This window comes from Thermogymnomonas acidicola JCM 13583 (genome assembly GCF_001316105.1).
GTDB lineage: Archaea > Thermoplasmatota > Thermoplasmata > Thermoplasmatales > Thermoplasmataceae > Thermogymnomonas > Thermogymnomonas acidicola.
Genome location: NZ_BBCP01000007.1, coordinates 72,725 through 92,518, shown reverse-complemented (window position 1 = coordinate 92,518; position 19,794 = coordinate 72,725). Strand labels below are relative to the sequence as shown.

At 56.1% G+C, this 19,794-nt stretch carries 18 protein-coding genes, 1 tRNA gene and 5 pseudogenes; 12 read left to right on the top strand and 12 right to left on the bottom strand.

What is annotated here, in order from left to right; translation table 11 throughout:
- Nucleotides 1-177 precede the first annotated feature (177 nt).
- Nucleotides 178-409 (top strand): annotated as a pseudogene (locus JCM13583_RS07375) (nucleotide-binding protein).
- Here the strand turns inward: JCM13583_RS07375 and JCM13583_RS07370 are convergent.
- The 3 genes from JCM13583_RS07370 to JCM13583_RS07360 all read right to left on the bottom strand — a co-directional run bounded on the left by JCM13583_RS07370 (nt 410) and on the right by JCM13583_RS07360 (nt 1,848).
- Nucleotides 410-640, bottom strand: a complete 231-nt coding sequence (locus JCM13583_RS07370; protein ID WP_075057219.1) for a hypothetical protein — start codon at nt 638-640, stop codon at nt 410-412. It lies immediately after the preceding pseudogene.
- Between the two features lie 7 nt (nt 641-647).
- On the bottom strand, nt 648-968 hold the full coding sequence (locus JCM13583_RS07365) for a GNAT family N-acetyltransferase (RefSeq protein WP_162509585.1): 321 nt from the start codon (nt 966-968) through the stop codon (nt 648-650).
- Nucleotides 969-1,218: 250 nt separating this feature from the next.
- Nucleotides 1,219-1,848 (bottom strand): metallophosphoesterase family protein, encoded by a 630-nt coding sequence (locus JCM13583_RS07360; RefSeq protein WP_162509584.1) that lies wholly within the window; start codon nt 1,846-1,848, stop codon nt 1,219-1,221.
- Nucleotides 1,849-1,974: 126 nt separating this feature from the next.
- Here JCM13583_RS07360 and JCM13583_RS12650 point away from each other — a divergent pair.
- From JCM13583_RS12650 to JCM13583_RS07345, 6 genes and pseudogenes are all read left to right on the top strand, one after another.
- Nucleotides 1,975-2,217 (top strand): annotated as a pseudogene (locus JCM13583_RS12650) (alcohol dehydrogenase catalytic domain-containing protein); the annotation flags it as partial.
- Nucleotides 2,217-2,453, top strand: a complete 237-nt coding sequence (locus JCM13583_RS12645; protein WP_162509583.1) for an alcohol dehydrogenase catalytic domain-containing protein — start codon at nt 2,217-2,219, stop codon at nt 2,451-2,453. The pseudogene JCM13583_RS12650 and the gene JCM13583_RS12645, both read left to right, overlap by 1 nt.
- A 14-nt stretch (nt 2,454-2,467) precedes the next feature.
- Complete coding sequence (locus JCM13583_RS12640; protein ID WP_171823512.1) at nt 2,468-2,995, top strand: zinc-binding dehydrogenase; 528 nt, start codon at nt 2,468-2,470, stop codon at nt 2,993-2,995.
- A 78-nt stretch (nt 2,996-3,073) separates the two neighbouring features.
- A pseudogene (locus tag JCM13583_RS07350) lies at nt 3,074-4,775 on the top strand (B12-binding domain-containing radical SAM protein).
- A 7-nt stretch (nt 4,776-4,782) separates the two neighbouring features.
- Nucleotides 4,783-5,169 (top strand): AAA family ATPase, encoded by a 387-nt coding sequence (locus tag JCM13583_RS12635; RefSeq protein WP_162509581.1) that lies wholly within the window; start codon nt 4,783-4,785, stop codon nt 5,167-5,169.
- The gene (locus JCM13583_RS07345; protein WP_162509580.1) at nt 5,150-5,902 is read left to right on the top strand and encodes an AAA family ATPase; all 753 of its coding nucleotides are present in this window, start codon (nt 5,150-5,152) and stop codon (nt 5,900-5,902) included. The genes JCM13583_RS12635 and JCM13583_RS07345 overlap by 20 nt, the downstream gene beginning before the upstream one ends.
- Here JCM13583_RS07345 and JCM13583_RS07340 read toward each other — a convergent pair.
- The 9 genes and pseudogenes from JCM13583_RS07340 to JCM13583_RS07280 all read right to left on the bottom strand — a co-directional run bounded on the left by JCM13583_RS07340 (nt 5,874) and on the right by JCM13583_RS07280 (nt 16,798).
- Nucleotides 5,874-6,326: a hypothetical protein gene (locus JCM13583_RS07340; RefSeq protein ID WP_075057217.1), complete on the bottom strand. Its 453-nt coding sequence runs from the start codon at nt 6,324-6,326 to the stop codon at nt 5,874-5,876. The two genes, JCM13583_RS07345 and JCM13583_RS07340, sit on opposite strands and share 29 nt — an antisense overlap.
- Nucleotides 6,327-6,378: 52 nt before the next feature.
- Complete coding sequence (locus JCM13583_RS07335) at nt 6,379-6,801, bottom strand: hypothetical protein (protein WP_075057216.1); 423 nt, start codon at nt 6,799-6,801, stop codon at nt 6,379-6,381.
- 13 nt (nt 6,802-6,814) lie between these two features.
- Complete coding sequence (locus tag JCM13583_RS07330; RefSeq protein ID WP_162509579.1) at nt 6,815-7,858, bottom strand: hypothetical protein; 1,044 nt, start codon at nt 7,856-7,858, stop codon at nt 6,815-6,817.
- Complete coding sequence (locus tag JCM13583_RS07325) at nt 7,836-8,501, bottom strand: hypothetical protein (protein WP_075057214.1); 666 nt, start codon at nt 8,499-8,501, stop codon at nt 7,836-7,838. Before JCM13583_RS07325 ends, JCM13583_RS07330 begins: the two co-directional genes overlap by 23 nt.
- Nucleotides 8,502-8,725: 224 nt before the next feature.
- Nucleotides 8,726-12,802: pseudogene (locus tag JCM13583_RS12630) on the bottom strand (thermopsin family protease).
- 60 nt (nt 12,803-12,862) lie between these two features.
- A pseudogene (locus tag JCM13583_RS07295) lies at nt 12,863-13,961 on the bottom strand (site-2 protease family protein).
- Between the two features lie 249 nt (nt 13,962-14,210).
- On the bottom strand, nt 14,211-15,131 hold the full coding sequence (locus JCM13583_RS07290) for a PD-(D/E)XK nuclease family protein (RefSeq protein ID WP_075057208.1): 921 nt from the start codon (nt 15,129-15,131) through the stop codon (nt 14,211-14,213).
- 186 nt (nt 15,132-15,317) lie between these two features.
- Nucleotides 15,318-15,776 (bottom strand): hypothetical protein, encoded by a 459-nt coding sequence (locus tag JCM13583_RS07285; RefSeq protein WP_075057207.1) that lies wholly within the window; start codon nt 15,774-15,776, stop codon nt 15,318-15,320.
- Nucleotides 15,773-16,798, bottom strand: coding sequence for an ATP-dependent helicase (locus JCM13583_RS07280; RefSeq protein WP_075057206.1), 1,026 nt, complete (start codon nt 16,796-16,798; stop codon nt 15,773-15,775). The genes JCM13583_RS07285 and JCM13583_RS07280 overlap by 4 nt, the downstream gene beginning before the upstream one ends.
- Nucleotides 16,799-16,884: 86 nt before the next feature.
- Here JCM13583_RS07280 and JCM13583_RS07275 point away from each other — a divergent pair.
- The 5 genes from JCM13583_RS07275 (at nt 16,885) to JCM13583_RS07255 (ending at nt 19,584) form a co-directional block, all read left to right on the top strand.
- Nucleotides 16,885-16,957, top strand: a tRNA-Val gene (locus JCM13583_RS07275).
- A gap of 487 nt (nt 16,958-17,444) precedes the next feature.
- On the top strand, nt 17,445-17,972 hold the full coding sequence (locus JCM13583_RS07270; protein ID WP_075057205.1) for an ABC transporter substrate-binding protein: 528 nt from the start codon (nt 17,445-17,447) through the stop codon (nt 17,970-17,972).
- Nucleotides 17,973-17,988: 16 nt separating this feature from the next.
- Entirely contained in the window at nt 17,989-18,870 is an 882-nt protein-coding gene (locus JCM13583_RS07265) for an ABC transporter substrate-binding protein (RefSeq protein ID WP_075057204.1), read from the top strand.
- Nucleotides 18,871-18,878: 8 nt separating this feature from the next.
- Complete coding sequence (locus tag JCM13583_RS07260; RefSeq protein WP_075057203.1) at nt 18,879-19,217, top strand: hypothetical protein; 339 nt, start codon at nt 18,879-18,881, stop codon at nt 19,215-19,217.
- Nucleotides 19,218-19,287: 70 nt separating this feature from the next.
- Nucleotides 19,288-19,584: a hypothetical protein gene (locus JCM13583_RS07255; protein WP_162509577.1), complete on the top strand. Its 297-nt coding sequence runs from the start codon at nt 19,288-19,290 to the stop codon at nt 19,582-19,584.
- The last annotated feature ends 210 nt before the right edge of the window (nt 19,585-19,794 follow it).

Genomic DNA, 19,794 nt, shown 5'->3' with positions numbered 1-19,794 from the left:
GTTTAAATCAGGCACAAAGTTGTTTTATTCCGGAAAGGTGATTGGCATGTTCTTCGCGTTTAAGACACTCCACCTGCCCTCTCCAGAACGCGTTCTGCCGGAGGCAGTGCGAAATTAGATAACGCGTGCCTGCTGGACTCCAAAACTAATTTATAGGTAGATCCTGCTGTGGCTATCATGGAGAGGAAGTGCAGCAACTGCAACGTTGACCTAGTTGAGGTAGGCAACATGAACTTCAGGGTTGGCGGGTTCACCGGCATAGGCGGCATGTTCCTGGGGGGGGATGGAACGACCTGATGGAGCAGACACAGACGTTCACCCTGTTCAAGTGCCCCCAGTGCGGCAAGGTTGAGTTCTACGAGCCTCCTCAGTATCGGATCAGGGCCAGAAGAAGCACCACTTCCTCTGACTATATTTTCCTTGAGAATAGGAAAAACACGCTCCTGTCAGTGCTCCCGGCCACCTCTATCCCGCTACCGACCTCAACGGCAGTGTAGCCCTCCGAAGGCAATATCTCGACCCTTGGAGTTGGCCTGAGGACATGGTAGGCCGTTTCTGAGGCCCTGTAAACGGTGATGCCCCCCCTGACATGAGGGCCCTGGGATGGAAACTGGCATGGTGTGCCCTGGCGAACCTCCACCCTATGTTCAGGAATGAGCCCCCCTTTCGATCTCCACATCCTCTGTCTCTCCCAGAAGAGGATTGCCACGGTGGAACTCGAATCCAGAGACCTTCCTGAAACCCAGCTTCGATACGAGGTTCAGTGATGGGGGGGTGTTGCTGTCCTCCACGATCAGCCTCATCTCATCAGACCTTGCAGCCTCGCTTGAAATTGCGTGTTCCATGAGGGATGAAGCAACGCCGAGCCTCCGGAATTCCGGAGCGACCCTCATGCCGCTGGCCCATGTGGAACCATCCGGAAGGTCCTCCACCTTCACGAAGCCCATTATCCTCTCCTCTTCGGCCACGTATATCCTCCCCCACCTGCAAGTATGCAGGCCCAACCTGGTTTATGTAGTCGTCGTAGCCTGCCCTGGAGGATATGGAGCTTATCTGTCCCCAGTCCTCCTGCCTGGCGAGACGGAACCTCATAGGCGGAAGAGTGATACGAGCCTCTTCAACATTTGCTGGTCCCCCACCCTTTCACGCAGTTCTTTCCGAAGCGGCGACTTCTCGTACCTCACTCTCTTAAACTCGAAGGCCTGCCCCCCCTCCGTGTCAATTACACAGTACCCCCCCGGCCATGGAGAGTTGTCCCGTGGCTGCCCTGCAGATCCAGTTCATGATGACCCACCCCCCCATGTACTGTGTCAGGAACTGGTAGTGGGTGTGGCCGACCATCACCAGGCCCTCTGGCACCTCCCTGCCCAGGGTGTCCCTGAAGTCGTCCCGTGAGATCGACCATGGGTAGAGGTAGCGGTACAGGTGGTCTGCCGGGGTCGCGTGGTATGCCTGGGCCCTCACCCCCCCGTCAAGGTCAACCTCAGCGCTTTCGGGCAGTGAGGCAAGGAACGACCTTTCCTCCCTACCCAGATCCTTCATGGTTATGTTTTCCCTTGTATAGACAGAGAGGTCATGGTTATCCTGCCCACACATGCAGTCAACACCGTGGGCTGCAGCGTAGTCATGGTTTCCAGAGAGGATAACGTCGAATGTCCTCAGCGTGTCCAGGACGTCGCCTGGCCTGGGGGGGCCGTAGTCCACAGCATCTCCAAGGAAGACGGCCTTATCGTACCTCTCGCTTTCCACTATAGCTTTCAGGGCCCAGGGGGGGTTCGCATGGACATCGCTGACCACAAGGACACGCATGTCCAGAGCATTGAAGGACTGGATAAAAGCATCGGGCACCTGCAATATATAGAGCTCCCATCCCTATATATATCAAGCCATTATGTATATTTATGGTCACACACTTATGGATAATACCCGTGGCCACCGTTCATGTATTTATAGAATGGTGACGATTTGAAGCACATGAAATCCATGGTGCTCAGGGAGATCAGGAAGGCTGAAGAAGAGCCTCTGGTGATGGAGGACCTTGATACCCCGGAACCTTCGGAGAACCAGATACTCATCAGGATCACATCCAGCGGTGTCTGCAGGTCCAACCTCCACATGATCGAGGGAGACTGGGTGCAGAACGGAGTGCCAGCAAGGCTTCCGATCATACCGGGCCATGAGGTCATAGGCAGGGTGGAGAAGGTCGGGGGGAAAACGTGGACTATTTCAGGAAGGGCGACCTGGCAGGTGTCCAGCCCCTCTGGACTGCCTGCGGCAGGTGTGAGTACTGCCTCTCGGGGGGGAGGGAGAACCTCTGCCCCAACAAGCAGGTCACGGGCGAGACGCTGGACGGTGGCTATTCCGAGTACATGCTGGCCGACGCCAGGTACGCCTACAGGATTCCTGCTGGAATCGATGAGACTAGGGATGCACCGCTCTTCTGCCCGGTGTAACGGCTTACAGGGCAGTGAAGCAGGCCAGACTTGGCCCGGCGAAGGAGGTCTTCATCTTCGGCGTCGGTGGAGTGGGCCACCTGGCAATACAGTTTGCGAAGCTGTCGGGTGCCAGGGTCACGGCTGTATCGACCGGTGAAAGGCACAGGGACCTGGCCCTCAGAGTCGGGGCCGGACGACGTCATAGACCTGGCAGGGACTATTCAGGCATCTCAAAGTTCTCGAGGGCTGCAGACAGGGCCATAGTCTTTGCACCCTCCCAGGCAGCCATAGACGCGGCCCTGAAGACGCTCAAGCCTGGGGGGGGCAGGCTTGTCCTGGGCGTTTTCGGAGGGGGGGCATCCAGCATACCCTTTGTTGACGAGATCGAGATCGTCGGGAGCGTCATAGGGACAAGGAAGGACATGAACGAGGTGCTGAGACTGGCCTCCACCGGCAAGGTGAGGATAGAGGCCGAGAGGTACAGGCTTGACCAGGCAAACGAGGTGCTCCTCAGGCTCAAGAGGGGCCAGATAAACGGAAGGGCAGTACTTAACCCATGAGGGGGTCGAGTCGTTACTGCCTTACAAAATATTTATGAATTAAAAGGATTTAACTTCTCTAGAACAGGAGTAGTGACCATGACCAGATTCGTCTTGGTATCAGATTCTACCTTGAGCTATGAATACAGGAACTTTCCACTGCTGGACTTTCTCCCATGCGCTCCGGGCAATGCGGTGCCTGCATCAATATACAGGTTCCTGAAGGGGGGGCCTGCGCCACCGGCCAAACCCAACGGAGAGGCCGTGTACGCTCCCTACGCAATAAGGAAGCTGGAGGCCTCACTCCTAAGGAAATTCAAGAGAGAGGAGGTAGTGGTGGCCCATGAGGACTACCTGCAGAACTTCATAAAGGATGACACGGAGATAATAGCGGTATCCACCATGGACCCGCTTGGCCTCGGCCCGACCACCATGTCATACTACGCCCTCTTCGGGGGCGAGCTGAATGCCTGGGTGAAGAAGGAGTGGGACGCCTGATGGCAAAGATAAACGCCATCAGGCAGGGCAAGAAGGCCAAGCTTGTCGTGGGCGGACCCGGTGTCTGGGAGTTCGCCATCCTGAGGGACGAGGTGGAGAAGAACCATATAGACTACATATTCCAGGGTGAGGCAGACGACGTTGCGCCCCTTCTGTTCGAGCAGATTGCTGAGGACAGCATAGACACTTCGGTCTTCTTCAACGGCTACTGGACATACGACGAGAACTTCAGGAAGGTCATGAAGAAGGACCGGTGTTCCTGGCACGCGGCTTCTCGCTCAAGGCCTACCCGAAGCTCGAGGAGATACCCTCCATAGTGGAGCCGTCGATGAAGGGCATGGTGGAGGTCATGAGGGGGCTGCGGTGTGGGCTGCGACTTCTGCGAGGTAACACTGAGGCCCCTGAGGTACTACCCGCTGGAGAAGATCGTTGAGGAGATAAAGGTGAACCTGAGGGGGGGAGGCAACACCAACGCATGGCTCCACTCTGACGAGATATTCGGTTACAAGCACGGCCCCCCCATGTTCGAGCCCAACGAGGAGGCCCTCCTGGAGCTGTTCCAGACAGTGCTCTCTGTGCCGGGCGTGACCTCTTCCAACCCCCCCACGCACGGCAGGATCTCCATACCTGCCGGCTATCCGGAGATGATGGCCAAGCTCTCCAAGGTCCTCCGCGCTGGCCCCCCCAGGAACTGGATCGGTGTGCAGACTGGGGGGGTGGAGACCGGGAGCGAAGAGCTGGCGAAGAAGCACATGCCCAACAAGACACTGCCGCTGAGGATAGCCCCCCCGACGGCTCCTGGCAGGAGATCGTGTGGGAGGGCGTGTTCGTAGAGACCAGGAACTACTGGAGGCCTGCGTTCACAATACAGGTTGGCCAGGAGGGAGAGACGCCAGAAGACCTCTGGGACACCATAGCTCTCACGAACAGGCTGAGCAACTCCTTTGTTGACGGCAGGCCGTTCGAGTTCACGATAACACCTCTCCTGAATGTGCCTCTGGGCAGGATAAAGTCCAGGAAGCTTAACACTGACATGCTAAACGCAGACCAGCTCGCTGTATACTACGCATCCTACAGGCACCTGGCGAAGATGGCTGCCAGGGACGGCTACAGGGACGCCACAGGCAGCTTCCTGGCAAGGATGGGCACAGGCACCATAATATCCTTCGGCGGGTACGTGATGATGAAGTTCGTCGAGCACCTGGCCAGGAAGAAGGGAGTGGATATAGAGAAGGTCAAGCACTACGGCGTGGAGGGTGTGAAGGAGATCACGTCAAGGGCTGTCCTGAGCAGGGCCCTCTGAAGGCACCTTGATAGTATTAAACCCTGAACCCCCCCTGGATTTTTCATTTCTACCCGAGACCCTTCCCCCCCACAGGGAGAGGGAGATAGAGAGGATAGAGTCCATTTTCATCTCACCTGTCATGGACGGGCTCCAGACCTCGCTCCTCATACACGGCATCTCCGGTACAGGGAAGACTGCCACGGTGAGGTACGTGATGCGCAGGCACCCGGAGATATCGTTCCACTACATCAACTCCCTGGCCCACACATCGGTGAGGAGCGTACTGAACGAGTTCGCCTCTGGCCTCGGCCTGGTGCTGCCGCCCGGCCCCCATCAACTATTCGGTCATTTTCAGGAGGATAGCCTCCAAGATATCCCAGCAGAGGAAACCGGTGGTTCTGGTCATCGATGAGTTCTCCTCCATAGCCAGGGCGGACTTCGAGGGCATCTACAACCTCCTGAGGGCCAGGGAGGTCCACGGAGTAAGCATACCGACAGTGCTTGTATCGCTTGACAACCCCCCCCTCGTTTACTTCAAGGAGAGCGAGATAAGGAGCATCGGCAATGTGGAGAGCCTCAAGTTCCTGCGCTACGGTGTAGGTGAACTCAGGGACATAGTTTCAGACAGGGTGGATAGGGCCATAACGCCCGGTGCGTGCAGCGATGAGGTCATAGATTACATAGCGGACATATCGGAGCAGTACGGGAGCGCCAGGGTGGCCATAGAGGTCCTCCAGAAGTCCGCCTACATAGCAGAATACAGGCAGTCTGCAGAGATCGGGATAGATGACGTCAGGGCTGCAAAGTCCATGATCAACCCGTACATAACGGAGAGCAAGCTGGCCAGCCTCATGGAGGAGGACCTTGTGGTCCTGCTTGCGGTGTGCCGCTGCCTGGTCTCCTCGAGGTACTGCGAGAGTTCGTGCATAATGCAGGAGGTATCCGTGATCGCGGAGGACTTCCTGGGGTCTCCCATGCCCGCCTCCAGGGCTTCGGGTGTGCTAAGGAAACTGGAGACCGTTGGCTTGGTGGACAGCAGGGTCATCGGGCAACCCGGTGATTCCAGGAAGGTCTACGGCATCAGCGAGGTTCCCGTGAGCGTGCTTTCCAGGAAGATCATATCAATGCTGGGAAAAAAGCAGTGAGGTCCGGGCCCTTCTTCCTGATTATGTATGAGAATGGCTCCCATGCCATCTCTATCAGGTGCCTGTAGTACGCTGCGTCTATTTGGTCAGCCGCGGAGGCCCTGAGCACCTTCCTCCCCATGTCCGAAACAACCACCGGGACCTCCATTCCTGGCTCGAAGGCCACATGCTTTCCCTCTACCATCTCTGCCACAGCCCTCTGCATGTTCTTGACGGAGTACTCGCCTGGGTACCTGGATGGCCTCACCTTTACGGCGAGCTTCTCCACTGGCGCCGCCCTCAGTTCCCTCATGAACCTCCTCTTCACCTCTTCAAGCCTGCTGTAGTAGAGCGGGAACTCCCTGGAAGATCCGCATTCCGAGAGGACGGATAGGCACCTGGCCTGGAACTCCTTCACGATCGCAGGCATGTCGCTCCTCCTCATGCTATGCCTCGTACCTTGTAGGTGCCGTCTGTCCTCAGGCCGAAGTAGCGGTTCAGTGCTCCCGTGCCGTCCCTGGAAGGAGGAACACTATCCACCTGTAATGAGAGTCGAGGACTATGTCCAGGCGCGTCTCCTCCCTCACTCTCTCCAGCACCCTGTCTATGCTGCCGCCGCCCCTGAGCCAGAGAGAGTCCACGATGCCATGGATCACCTCGAAGCCCTCCTCCATGGCAATGGCCGCAGCGCGTGCCAGGAGCTTCCTGCCTATTGCCGTCACCATCTCGTGCACCTCTATCTTACCGAACCTGGCGTTCTTGTAGCCTGTGTAGCCGAATGACGTCAGGAGGAGCCACTTCAGCGCTGTGTCCCTGAGGGAGTTCACGTCTCCATCCGACTTGATGGACTTGTAGTACAGCCTGGTATCCAGGAGGTCTTCTAGTGCTCTTGAGAGGAAGCCGCGCCTTGAATTATCCACAGAGTACGGTAGGTCAGAAGGCCCCCTGGGTTGGTCTGATGGTCTCTGGGGGGGACAGGTTGTAGCGCACTATGATGGACGGATACATGGAGGAGAAGTCGATCTCGTAGACATCATCGTATATGCCCGGCTCAGGCTGCAGCACTGTGCCGCCCCTGTCTGAGGAGTAGAGCTGCAGCACAGTCTTCGGCCATTCGTGGTCATCCTTCACGTCCGGGACGAGGATGCCAGAGAAGAGGGCCTTCGAGACCTCCATGGAAGAGACGACCGTTCCAGGCGTGGAGAGTGCCACCCTCTCGGGCGGCAGCGAGGAGATGCGCGAGAGCGTCTGTATGCCCACGGTACCGGAGACGGAGAAGGTGAAGCTGTCGGAAGGTATGCACACCATGGCGGGCACAGATATGGTCGGCGGCCTGTAGGAGACCCTGCCGTACGATGCATAGTGGGACGGGCCTGATAGCCTGAACCACGGGTGCCCGTGCCTCTCCCTCACGATGGTGAGGATGTAAGAGAGGCCCACCGCGTCGTTGTAGATCAGGTACAGGGATTCCTCCATGGACCTGAGGAGGTCGTCCAGCGCGTCAAGAGATGGCCTGCCGTACCTGCGCCCGTTGACTGAGAGGTGCACCACCTCCCTCCCGTCCCTCCTCAGCTCGACCCTGCATGCCGGCAGCTCTGGCTCCGGGCCAGATAGATCCTCGATGTGAAAGAACCTCAGGCCCCCCCTCTCCGCAGCGAACCTGTGCGGTGCATGTATGGATGAGTTGTACGTGCGCACCATGCCCCCCCCGAAGAGCCTCTGCACTTCCCTGGAGAGTGCTGCGAGTCTGGATGGCCTTCCCCATACCTCGAGGCCCTCCACCACCCCGTATATGGTGGACCTCTCAGACCACATGGCACTGAACTGCTGGCCTGAGAGCTGTGCCTCGATCTCCTCGAGGCTCTGCCTCCTGCCCTCCAGGAAGACCCAGGTGAAGTAATCGTACCTCCTGGAGCGCAGGCCAGAATCGTAATACCAGAGCGTTACTGTGTCCTCACCTGTGGCGTTCACCAGCATCCCTGGCCGCCTCCAGCTGCCTGACCCTCCTCTCCAGGTCTATCAGGACGGAGAGCAGGAAAGAGAACTGGCTGTCCAGGCCCCCCGAATGAGGCCTCTGGCACCCGGCGCTTTCCGCTCTCGAGTATGTGCAGTGCAGCGCGCCTCTCCTCTTCTGGGAGCATCTCCGACATGCGCAGTATCCCCTCCACCACAGGCCTGAGCACGGCCCTTGCTGTCGGTACCGTCCTACCCATTCACGGCAAGCCCCCCTGGCAACATGGTCGAGGATGAACGGCGCCCCGAAGACAACCAGGGTTATCTGACAGCCCTGGAAGTATGCCTTCATCCTCATGATGTCGAGAACGGAGAGTGTTATCTCCATGCCCCACTCCGACAGCACCGAGGACGAGAGGACAATGAGGTGCGGCAAAGTGTCGCCCTCCAGGAGTATGCGCCTGAGCTGGAAGGGCGTGAGGATCCTCTGCACCATGACCATCTCTGACATATCCGTCCCCCCCAGGTACCTCTCCACATCCAGCACCACGCCATCGGACAGCAGGAGGTGGCAGGAACCGCCCTCCTCCACGCATGACCTCAGCAGGCTGTCCAGGTATTCCTGGTCCAGGTCCCTCAGACGCCTTATCCGGAGTGAACTGTGCATGCATGCCCATTGTGCCCATGTGCTAAAGAGAGGCGACAGGTGTGGTGTGCCGGAGATCGCAGGCCAGCCAAGAGTTACAGGGGGGGATCGCCATAAATGAATGCAGTATAACGCATCACAGTTGTGAATTCATTCAATTTCAATCATGCACATGGTAATGATGGGTGGACCAGAATGGAGAAATGAGGTGGCTAAAATTAAAGGATATCAAAAAAGGGCAGGTGTCACAGGCCGGAGCCTATGACTGCGGTGGTGAGGTAATAGTTCACCAGGTCCTGTGAGAGGTTAAAGGCCTGTATGGAACCGATGCCCACAAAGTCGTTCCAGCCTGGGCCCAGGTACCCGCTGCCCACCATGCCAGGGTACGGCTGCACGTAGTTGACCTGGAAGTAGGCCTGGTAACCGAACATGGTGCCGTAACCCAGCTCGTAGAGTGCGGGCTGCACCCAGCCGAGGTACCCAGCAGTGCCTGATATGCTGCCGTATTCCTGCTCTATGTCAGCGAATATGCCTGCGGTTATGGGCGTGGCAAACGATGTGCCGCCGCAACACCGAAGAAATTCCTGAATGCGAAGAGCATCTTCGCAGCAGGCATGGCTAGGTCTGGCTGGCCCCCCCTGTTGGTGAAGGTCGAGGGCACAACTATCGTCTCGGCGCTCTGGTATACTGGCCTGGCAAAGAAGAAGCTGTTACCTCCTCCGGAACCGACCGGGCCACCGTACCAGCTGAACTGTGGCTGGTACCACGCGTACTGCTGCACTATCTGGCCGGTGCTGTTAAGCACAGGGTATACACCCCCCCCAACTGAGACGATGTACTGTGAGGCCATCACGGTGAGGTAGAATATGCTGTGGCTGTCGGCAGAACCAAGGAATATGGTCGTACCCTCTGCCACGGCCTGCAGGCCTATGAGGTCATATATCCTGGCGAAGCCGCTGTCGTGGTGGAACTGCAGCTCCGCCCAGCTGCCCGATATGACCTGCGGGCGTATCACGTTGAGCATGTAGTAGAGCTCGATGTTCACCGCATTGTCGCCTATGCCGGTGAGGTTGAAGGGCTGCATGACATCGTATATGGTGGCGTTGGGCGCCATGGCCCCGGACCACTCCACATCGAGGTCAGCCTCAACGCCCTCCGGATAAGGATTCATTCCGTTCGGGGGGGTGAGGTTGACAAGCACAACGCTCGGGTTGTGTATTCCGAAGCGGTCCCAGAAGGCCCTTACAGCGGACATGTTGACAGACTCGCCAACGCCAAGTATCCCTATCTTGATGCCCTGGCCCGTGTAGCCCATCTGCTGGAGTTCACTGACGCCGTAGAACTGCTCGAGGTTAAGTGGTGTCACCACACTGCTCATGCTGATCTGGGACCCAGCGGTCTGCGTGGCACCAGTGACCTCAGTCTTCAGGTCCTGCCTGTTCACCTCTGATAGGAGGGCGTCTGACGAATAGCTCAGGCCATAGACGTGCACGATGTACTGGGAGAACTGCTCCGGTATGTACGGGTTAGCGGTGTTCGTCACGAACGTCGCGTATGAACCGTTCGGATATGTGAACTCATACTCATATAGCATCGTTCCGAAGGTATGCTCGAACATGCTCACGTTGCCCTGCAGCACTATCACCAGGGGGGGCGCGTACCAGTAGCTCCAGACCTTGAAGCCCAGGCCAGAGTAGTATGCCTCTATCTGCCCGATTACAGATGCGGATGGGTAGTACATTGCCCGGAACTGCTGCGGTGTCAGGTAGTCCCCCGAAGTATGGGCTCATCGGCGAGTTGACCTCGCTAACGAACTGCTCCAGCCGCTCAGGTTCGTGAAGTTGAGGTAGAGGGTGACGTTGAGCTCCATGCTGCCATTCGCTGGCCCCCCCAGGTTGATCAAGTACTGCTGGAAGTACGGCGAGGTCATCAGGTATGGCACGTTGCCTGGAGCATCTGTGAGTGGGCGGGCCTCAGGTCTATGAGGTTAAGGGGGGGCAGGTAGTCCCCCTCCATACTCTATCAGCGCTGTCATTATAAGGGACCGTGCCGTTGAAGTTGTACCAGAAGTTGCCACCCTGGTACTTGCCGCCTATTATGCTGCCTGACAGGGGGGGCTGACCGTCGAAGTAGTTCACCTGCGATGCCGGCTCCAGGGATATGTTCCACTCGTTAATGTACACACTGGCGTTTCCTGTGTATATGCTCGTCGATGGGCTTATGGCCGTGAGTGCTGTGGCGAAGAAGTTGTTGTATATTGTGTTGTTAGAGGAGTAGACTGCCAGGCCAAGTGGCGCGCCCCACAGATTCCATGCGGATTCGAGGGACGCGCTGGCAATGGCCGGCGAGTCCATGAAGTAGTTGCCCCAGACCGTGTTGTTCATGCCACCGAATATGAGCACTGAAGAGTCCATGGAGAGGAACTGGTCTGAGGCGATGAGTGAATCGGTGGTGTTCCAGAGTATCACGTTGGCCAGGGGGGGCTCACCGGCATCGTCTGTGAAGAACCAACCGGTTACCCTGCTGTCCGTGAGCATGAAGTGGGACACGTTGTAGGCCCAGTAGCCCAGGTAGTTGAACGGGACCAGGCCCTCCACGAGGGCAGTGTCAAGGAACGAGCCCTGGTATATGACAGGGAAGGTCGGCATGTCCTTCGCCATCACGTACGCGCTCGTGTTTATCAGCATGACGCCCTCGAACTGCGGGAACGCGTAGTCGTTGATCTCACCGAACAGGGGATCGATGTAACCGTACTCATTGTTGAACAGCATGTATGGGTTCGAAAGGGTACCGTTTCCTGCATACGATATGTTCTGTAGCTGAGCGTTGTTCATCGCAAAGAGAGGTGTGTAGACCCCCCCTGCGGACATGTCCAGCGGCAGACTGAACGTGTTTTCACCTGTCAGTATCTGGGCCACCGCCCTGTGGTCGCTGAGCAGTGCCAGGGCAGCGTACTGGCCGGAAGGAAGCATGAAGCTGTAGGTGCCCGAGGGAGTCAGTGCACGTAGCCGGCCTGGCTGTAGTTGAGCGTCTCGCCCGGGCTCACGAACAGGAATGCATTGCTGGGCGAGACCTGGCCGGAGAACTGCTCCATGGTCGTGTCGGATGAGACGTTCCACATGCCATATAGTAGTGAGGGGGGGCCTGTGGTCAGTATCGCCTTGTCCTGGCTGTTCCAGGTCACCGCAACGCCCGTGGACGTCTCACCGGTATCTGTGCCGAAGTCAAAGGCCGCAGGCACGTTGACGTAGGCTGCCTTCTTCATTCCCTGCTGAGGTGGAGGTGGAGGAGGGGGGGGCGGGGGGGGTGCCGGGTGGTTCCCGTTCATCGGGTTCTGCGCTGGGATGTACTTCAGGGAGAGGTTGCCGTTGATGCTGTAGAACGTAGTGGTCGATCCTCCTCCAGGGCCGCCCATCATGATCTCTGCGTCATACAGCAGGCCCACCGGTGCCAGCTGGGTGCCGCTCACCAGGAAGTAGGACGGTGGTGCCCTGTAGCCTGGCGGCATCCCGTATGTGGAGTTGAATGTGACCCTGTCGTATGTGCGTTCACACCGAGCTGTGGGATGGAGTAATTGAAATAGACGACGTTGTTCCCATCGATTTCAGAGGTGTTCAGGTAGAGTGTGACGCTGAATGGCGGCTTGATCAGGTATGATGGCCCTATCGCTATGTGCACACCGGGATATGGATATACCTGCCCGGTGGAGTTGAGGATTGCGTTCGAGGACAGGTATGCAGCTGTGCTGCTGAAGTTCCATATGTTGTCCTCGAACCCCAGATCATGCGTCCTGACAGAATACGTGATCACGTTCTGCGTCCAGAAGGTGTACTTCGACTGGCCGAACAGGGTGGTGTTCGCTGTGACCGTGTTCAGCTGGAATGTCAGTGAGTACGGGGGGGCATCGTTTGCAAGGTTGAATACGCTCAGGTTTGTGATGTTGACCGTTGCCTCGAAACTGGACGCGTAGTAGTTCGAACCGACCAGCTTGCCCGAGACGTTCTCAAGGCCGAAGAAACCAATGCCCATGGCGCCGGTGACTGCGTGTAAAGGGGGGGCATCACGGTTCCGTTCTGCATCAGGAACCTGTGCACCTTCGCTGGCATGAACAGGTAGTTGTTCACGGGCTTACTCAGCTGGGCCGGTAAAACCGAGACCTGTGTGGCCGTACCAGTGCCTCCAGTCCCGCTGCCTGAGGGAGCCCTGTTCCCAGTTGACTTTGGCTGGCTGCTTGGGGCATGCGTAGCCGCAAAGCCCATAAAACCAATGACAGCCACGACCGCAATGGCAACTGTCACAAGCGTGAGAAGTTTACTGCGCATGGCGACCTATGCTCAGTGTATATATGAACGTATGTGAATAACTTTTACACTCTGTGTACGCTAGGCCTGTGATATGGGCACCACGGTGAACGTGAGCACAAACATCACCAGTGCGAAAACGCCTATTGCTATGTCCCTGGGCCTTATGGGAGAGTAGTCATCCAGCGCAGGCGGGTGTGTGATCCCCATGAATATGACGAATATTGCGAGGAGCCACCACCCGGGTACCTTATGCCCAGGTAGAAGAGTATGGCCACGAAGGCATAGTCTGCATATACGGCGTTGCGTCCCAGGAGGCCCCTGATCACATGACCGCCGTCAAGCTGCCCCCCCACAGGGATCAGGTTCATCGCTGTGGCGAACATGCCGACCCACACGGCGAGGACCATCGGGAATATGGGCCTGGCCGTTGGGACCTGTAGGTGGAACAGGTGGTATATGAGGGGGAGGTGTATTATGAAGGGCACGTAGTCTGTCACAGGCCTGAATACCCTGGAAAGGTAGGAGGCCAGGAACATGAGGGGCAGCGCAGTCAGGAAACCGAAGATTGGCCCTGCAGCCCCTATCTCAGTCATTGCCCTCTTGTTCGGTATGGGGTCCCTTAGGGATATGAAGGCCCCCCCGAACGTGCCCAGCTCCAGAGGGAACGGTATGAAGAACGGTAGCGAGGCCCTCACATGGTGCCTCTTGGCCACAATGTAGTGCCCTATTTCGTGTATGCCGAGGATCAGCATGAGGGGGTGCGGAAAAGAACGCGAAGCCGTAGAGGAGGCTCAGCTCCTCCCTGTATGGGCCCGGGCTGACGAAGGCAGATGCGTAGCCAGACCCCCCCACGTATATGGTGGAGGCCAGGGTCAGGATCAGCATCACCAGGTTCACTGTGTTGCTCCTGTACCTGACCTGGGGGGGGCGCCTGTCGACCTCTATGAAAGCCTCGCCGTCCTCAGCAATGAAGGGTATGTAGCCCCCTATCAACGAGTACCTTCCTAATGTCATCGAAGGCCTCTGCGATGTCGGGGGGGTTGTCGGAGTGGAAGAAGAAGAACCTTATGTGTTCAGGGTTCACCTGAACATCGTATGTCTTGACCCTTGAGGTAACAGTCTTCACAACGAACTCGAGGTCATCGCTCTCAACCCTCACCTTCTCCTGGCTGTACATAAGTTTCCTCGTGGTTGAATCTTGATCTTCCCCCCCACTTTAACGGGGGGGACCAATCACCTTTCATGATCCCACTGACCCTGTGGGGGATTTCTTCACCTGCCGCTGGTCGGACTTTCACAGCAAGGCCTGCGGCCATTTGCTAGGTTCGAGGCCCATGGCCCGGTGACATCTAGTCCTGTGTCGTCGTACCGCATCACCGTTCAGCGGTACTTCTATTGCAGGACATGGGTGTATCAAGAATGAGCCTTAACCTTTTTTCCTCATGTCAGTGTCAGTGAACCTGCATATGTCCCTGTATTCACACTCGCCGCAGAAGGCGCAAGGCCTCCCCCCCCTGAATTCACCGGCCGACATCCCGGCGATGCACTTTTCAAGTTCCTTGTCGATCTTCGGGCCCGCATCGAGGTTATGCAGCTTTCCATCCCTGAGGTTGAGTACCTTCACGGACCTCACAATCATCCCCCCCTGGCCCTCAAGCATTTTCCTGTAGACTGCGAGCTGCATGCTGTAACGCTTCATATCGTCCCCCCCATCCCCCCCGGACAGGTTAGACTTGTAGTCTATGACCTCAATGGACTCGCTATCAGGCCTGACCAGCAGGTCGGTCCTGCCCCCCCTGAGGATCGATGTGCCAAGTGAGAGGTGCATCATGCCGTCCTCTGTACTCTGAACGTGCGCCGATTTCAGGTAATCCAGGACACCCATTACCTTTTCCTCCACGTCCTGCCTCACCCTCCGGACGTCTTCCGGCGTTGCATATGGCAGGTGGACCTCCCTCTCCACTATCTTCCTGACCTGTCCCCCCCTCGTCAGCCTGTCCCTGTTGGCCGCTGAGGCTACGGCCTTCAGCACCCTGTGCACGGATTCCCCCCCGAATCCCTTCATCCTGTCAGTGCCCTGCACAAAGCCGCACACGCTGCCCAGATAGTAGTGGTGCGGGCAGACGTAGTAGTCGGAGATCGATGTCGCGTCGAAGATCGAGTACTTCCGTGGGGAGGCCTTCGATCCGTGGACCCTGATCTCACTGGAGTTCTTGCCACCACCGAATATCCTGTTCCTGACAAACATCACGGTGTCCCTTGCTCTTGTGACGGCAACGTAAGCGAGGTTGTAGTGCTCCACGCCCCCACCTGAATACCTCCAGTGGTCGTAGAGATCCTTGCTCAAAACCGGCCTGCTCGGCCTTGAGCGGAGCTTGTCTATGTCCGGCAGGAATACGACGTTCCACTCCAGCCCCCTTGGCGCTGTGGATGGTGCTGACAGTCACCGCGTCCCTGACCCTGTTTTCATCTGCGCTTATGCCATAGATCCTTTCCGATTCACTGTCACTGAGGTACCTCAACAGTCCCCCCCTCACGTACGTTTTCCAGTGCCCGTTCCTGCCCCCCCCAGGCTCACTGACTGCTCGAAATCACCCACCATCTTTGAGAATGATGCCATGGCGAGGAGGAGGCCATGGTCTTCGGCCTTTGTGCTGTCGAGCCCCCCCTTGATCCCTATGGCTGCATACACCATCTTGTAGGCCTGTGAGAATGCATCCAGCGCTGTGCCGGACGTCCTTCTGAACTTCTCCCTGGCCCTGGCAAGGTCAGCGGATATCACTTCAGCAGGCCTGCCGAACCTCTCCGACAGGATTCCGATCTCTTTCTCCGGTGGATCGCCACCTTGCCTAGAGGCGTCCACGAACCACTTGTAGACGGTCCTAATGGCTTCCATCTCGGGCATGGAAAAGATGGCGGAGTTGCCGAATATGACGAACGGTATGTCCCGTCTCCTGAACTCCGTTATCAGGCCGCTGGCATTGCCCTTCACGCTCCTGTACAGGACGGCAAAGTCAGAATACCTGGCCCCCCACCACCCTTCACGCTTTTCTCTATGGTTTCCGCTATCTCTGCTTCATACCCACTGAAAGTGCTCACTGTGCCCCCCCTCTCTTCCCTCACTGGCCTCAACATCGACTCCCTGGGCGAAGACAGGTACGCTTCATCAATTGAGTTCGCTAGTCTTACTATTTCCGGCACGCTCCTCCTGTTCCTGGTCAGGTAGTATGTGGCAGTGCCCGGGAACGCCCTCTCGAACTCATTGATGAGTGACGGGTCCGAACAGCGCCACCTGTATATTGTCTGCCTGGGGGGGTCGCCAACGACAAAGACGGAACAGCTTTTCCCGATGAGCCGGATGATCTCGAACTGAAGCCTGTTGATGTCCTGGAACTCGTCCACTAGGAGGTGTTCGATCTCTGGCCTGTAACCCTCTTTCAGCTTCGAGTGGTAGATAGAGAGCATGCGCGGGAAGTCTATGAGCCTCTTCTCCTCCATGTATTCCTCGTACTCCTCTATGAGGCCCATCACTTCCGGGTGTACCCTTTTCAGCTCCTTCCTATCAAGCATCTCCTCATAGAAGATGGAGATAACTTTCTTGAAATTCTCAACATCATAGCGCCCTTCAAGGAACCGCATGAGAACAGCGTTCTCAAGTCCCTCGTCCATCGGTGTGTAGCTGTCGTAGCCGAACCTCTTCTTCAGCTCGTTGAAGCAGAACGAGTGAATAGTTCCCACGAACATCTTTCCTATTGAGCCGGCATTGATGCCGCCCCCGCCGGTTCGCTCGTAAACCCTGAAGAGCATCTCAGCCGCTGCCCTCTCAGTGTAGGTGAATGCCACGACCCTCTCCTGCGGCACACCTCTGTCCTTGATAAGGTGTATTATCCTGGACACCAGTGTCTCTGTCTTCCCTGTGCCTGCGCCGGCTATGACCCTGACGTACCTCTCCTCAGCCATTACGGCACGGAGCTGCTCATCGCTGAGTTCTATACCGGCATCCGTGTGCTCCATGAAAATAGAAATTCCGTGGTGCGGATATAAATGTATGCGCGGTGCCGCGTAAGGGTTAAATTGTGCCAGTACCTTACGGATGCGAAGGGCCCGTGGTCTAGTGGTTATGACATCGCTCTCACACAGCGAAGGCCACCGGTTCAAATCCGGTCGGGCCCACTCAAACAATGTAGTTCGGACTAGTTGTAATCTTTTCACAGTGGAGATATTATCATCGCAAGGTGCCTGGATGTCGCACAGAACCAATCAAGATTCCTGGCCACAAATAACGCCTAGAATTTCCTTCATTCTTCTATCAGCCAAATGTTGGTGAACCATCTCGTGCCTCCGTTTCATAAATTTCTCACATGATATCTTACCTATGCCGGAAAGATGCCTTTGCCCAGGATGAGCAAAATGTTTCTAGGCTGCCACAAAGATTTACTGAACCCACACATGGAAGGAAAAAGAGGTTTGTAAAAAATGTGGAAATAGGGCTTTGATATTTCACGCGAAGGCTTCATTCATAAGGGTGGGCAAAACATATGACACTTATCAAGCCCTAAACTATAAATTTCGTGATATTTTCATAATTTTATATAATAATTATACAGAGTAGAATCCATCTCACGAATTTTTATATATTGACTTTCAGATAAGACCGCCAATGGTAAGTAAAAAGGTCATAGCAGCAGTCGTGGTGGTGGTAGTAGTCATCGTGGCGGCGGTGGCCGTCATTGAACTGTACCATCCACAGAAGATCTACCATCCTACAGTATTCACCGACGTATCGCAGACAGCAGCTCCCAGTGAAGGGCTTGACCCGGCCACAGGATTCTTCACGACAGACGAGCCCCCCCTGTTCACAGCCCTCTATCAGCAGCTTGTTGAGTACAACGTGACTTCCTTCAACGTGGTGCCCGTGATTGCGCAGAGCGTTACGTACAACGTGAGCAACCCGATGGTCTACAACTTCACCCTGAGGCCTTACGTGACATTCAGCAACGGCATGCCTGTAAACGCAACAGATGTGTGGTTCTCCATATACAGGGGAATCCTCATGGCCCAGGCACCATACGCCTCGGACTTTGGAAACATACTGTTCAACGACACGATATTCGCTGACTACAGCATAGAAATACCGTGGGGGCATAGGCCACGCGCTCAGGGCTGCGGGATACACGATCAACGGTAAGAACGAGAGCCAGAATGTGACGATTGAGGCAAACGATCTGGCATACATACTGTCGCACTTCAAACTGAACTACACGGACTGGAAGGTCATGACATACCCAGACCAGGCTGTCTACCTGCCTGCCAGCGAGATCAACAGCACGGACCCGCTCAATGTCACCATACAGACCATGTACCCCCCCTACCCCCCCTTCCTGCTGCAGGACATAGCGAGCTCATACGGTGCCATAATCGAGCCACAGTACGTTGACGCCCACGGAGGCGTGAACGTTTCAGGTGAGAACTCGTACATAAACCAGAATGGGGGGGCCCTGGCAACTGGACCGTACGTGATCTCAAGTGTCAGCAGTGGATACTCAACGATAGTCATAGTTAAGAACCCGCACTACTGGGTGGATGGTCACACTGTTAACAACGATACAATTGTCACGGTCAACAGCAAGACGCACATGGAGACCATTTCCACACCTGTGAACGACGTTCCCTATGTTGCCAGTCCGCCGAGCATTCCGGAAATTGTCATAGAGTACGGTCTAAGCCATGCGGACAGGATAGCTGACTTCGACACCAACCTGTCACAGATATCGACCGTGGGGCCCACCGGCTTCAAGCAGATAATTAACGGCTACTTCAACCCATCGGACAGGAACACTAACCTGGTGCAGGTGATACCTGAGGCGGGCGCACTTTACATATCGCTTAACGTCCAGAGGTTCCCGACGAACAACACGAACTTCAGGGCAGCACTATACTATGCCATGAACTACAGTGCTCAGCTGGCACTTTACGACAACAACTACAATGGTAGCCCACTGGCGTACATGGAACTTGGCCCAATATCCCCGAGCTATGGGCTTTACTACGATCCTGTGCACGCGCTCTCCCACAGCAGAACCTGACACTGGCTATGCAGTATCTTAAGAAGGCACTCTACCAGATGCATGCCTATGTGGTACTCCCGAACGGTACGAAGATAGGTAACACATCTGGCACTGACCTGTCATCGCAGACCTTTGACATAACAGGTATATCGCCCCCCCCGAGCACCCTTGAATCGGACCAGATAACCATTGCAATAGACTCATTCAAGCTGCTCGGCCTCAACTTCCAGGCCAAGTACGACACGAGGGTACGGTGCTCTCCTGGACAAGCCCAGCATCAACTCCGAGGTTCGTTGACCTTGGGTGGGTCCCGGATTACCCTGACCCCCCCGTTGGTCAGCAGCTCATGGCAATATATGATGTGACGGAGGTGGGGCCTTTGGAGGCAATGATGCATGGGTCAACAACACGACACTCCAGAACCTCTTCGTGAACATGGACTTCGAACCCGAGTCTGTTCAGCTGAAGCAGATGTACGAGGTATACAACATTACTGACCACCTGTACGCCTACGTATGGATGCCGATGTCAGATAACGTGTTCTTCATACAGCCGTACATACACAACTTCTACTTCAACCAGTTCACCGGTTACTTCTACAACCTGCTGACAAGCCAGTACTCATTCAAAGAGACGGCGTCACCGTCCTCAGCTGTGACGTCTTCGAGTACTGCCTCCGTATTGGCCACAACATCCTTACTGGCTTCCGACGCCCTAAGGATGGTGTCATAAAGATAACCCATCCTTAATTTTTAAGTGGCCCTTTTTTAATCTTTAGGTAAATCTTCTCTTCTTGAGACTAGCCTGTTAGAATCCGTGTTTGAAGTGTTGGAAGTTATCTACCACAGGTAGATAATATAACCATGAAAGAAGGTAGGGCAGGCTAAAGCTACCCCCACAGAGGTACATCTGATCGACCGTCTGTACCGTTATTGATGCCTG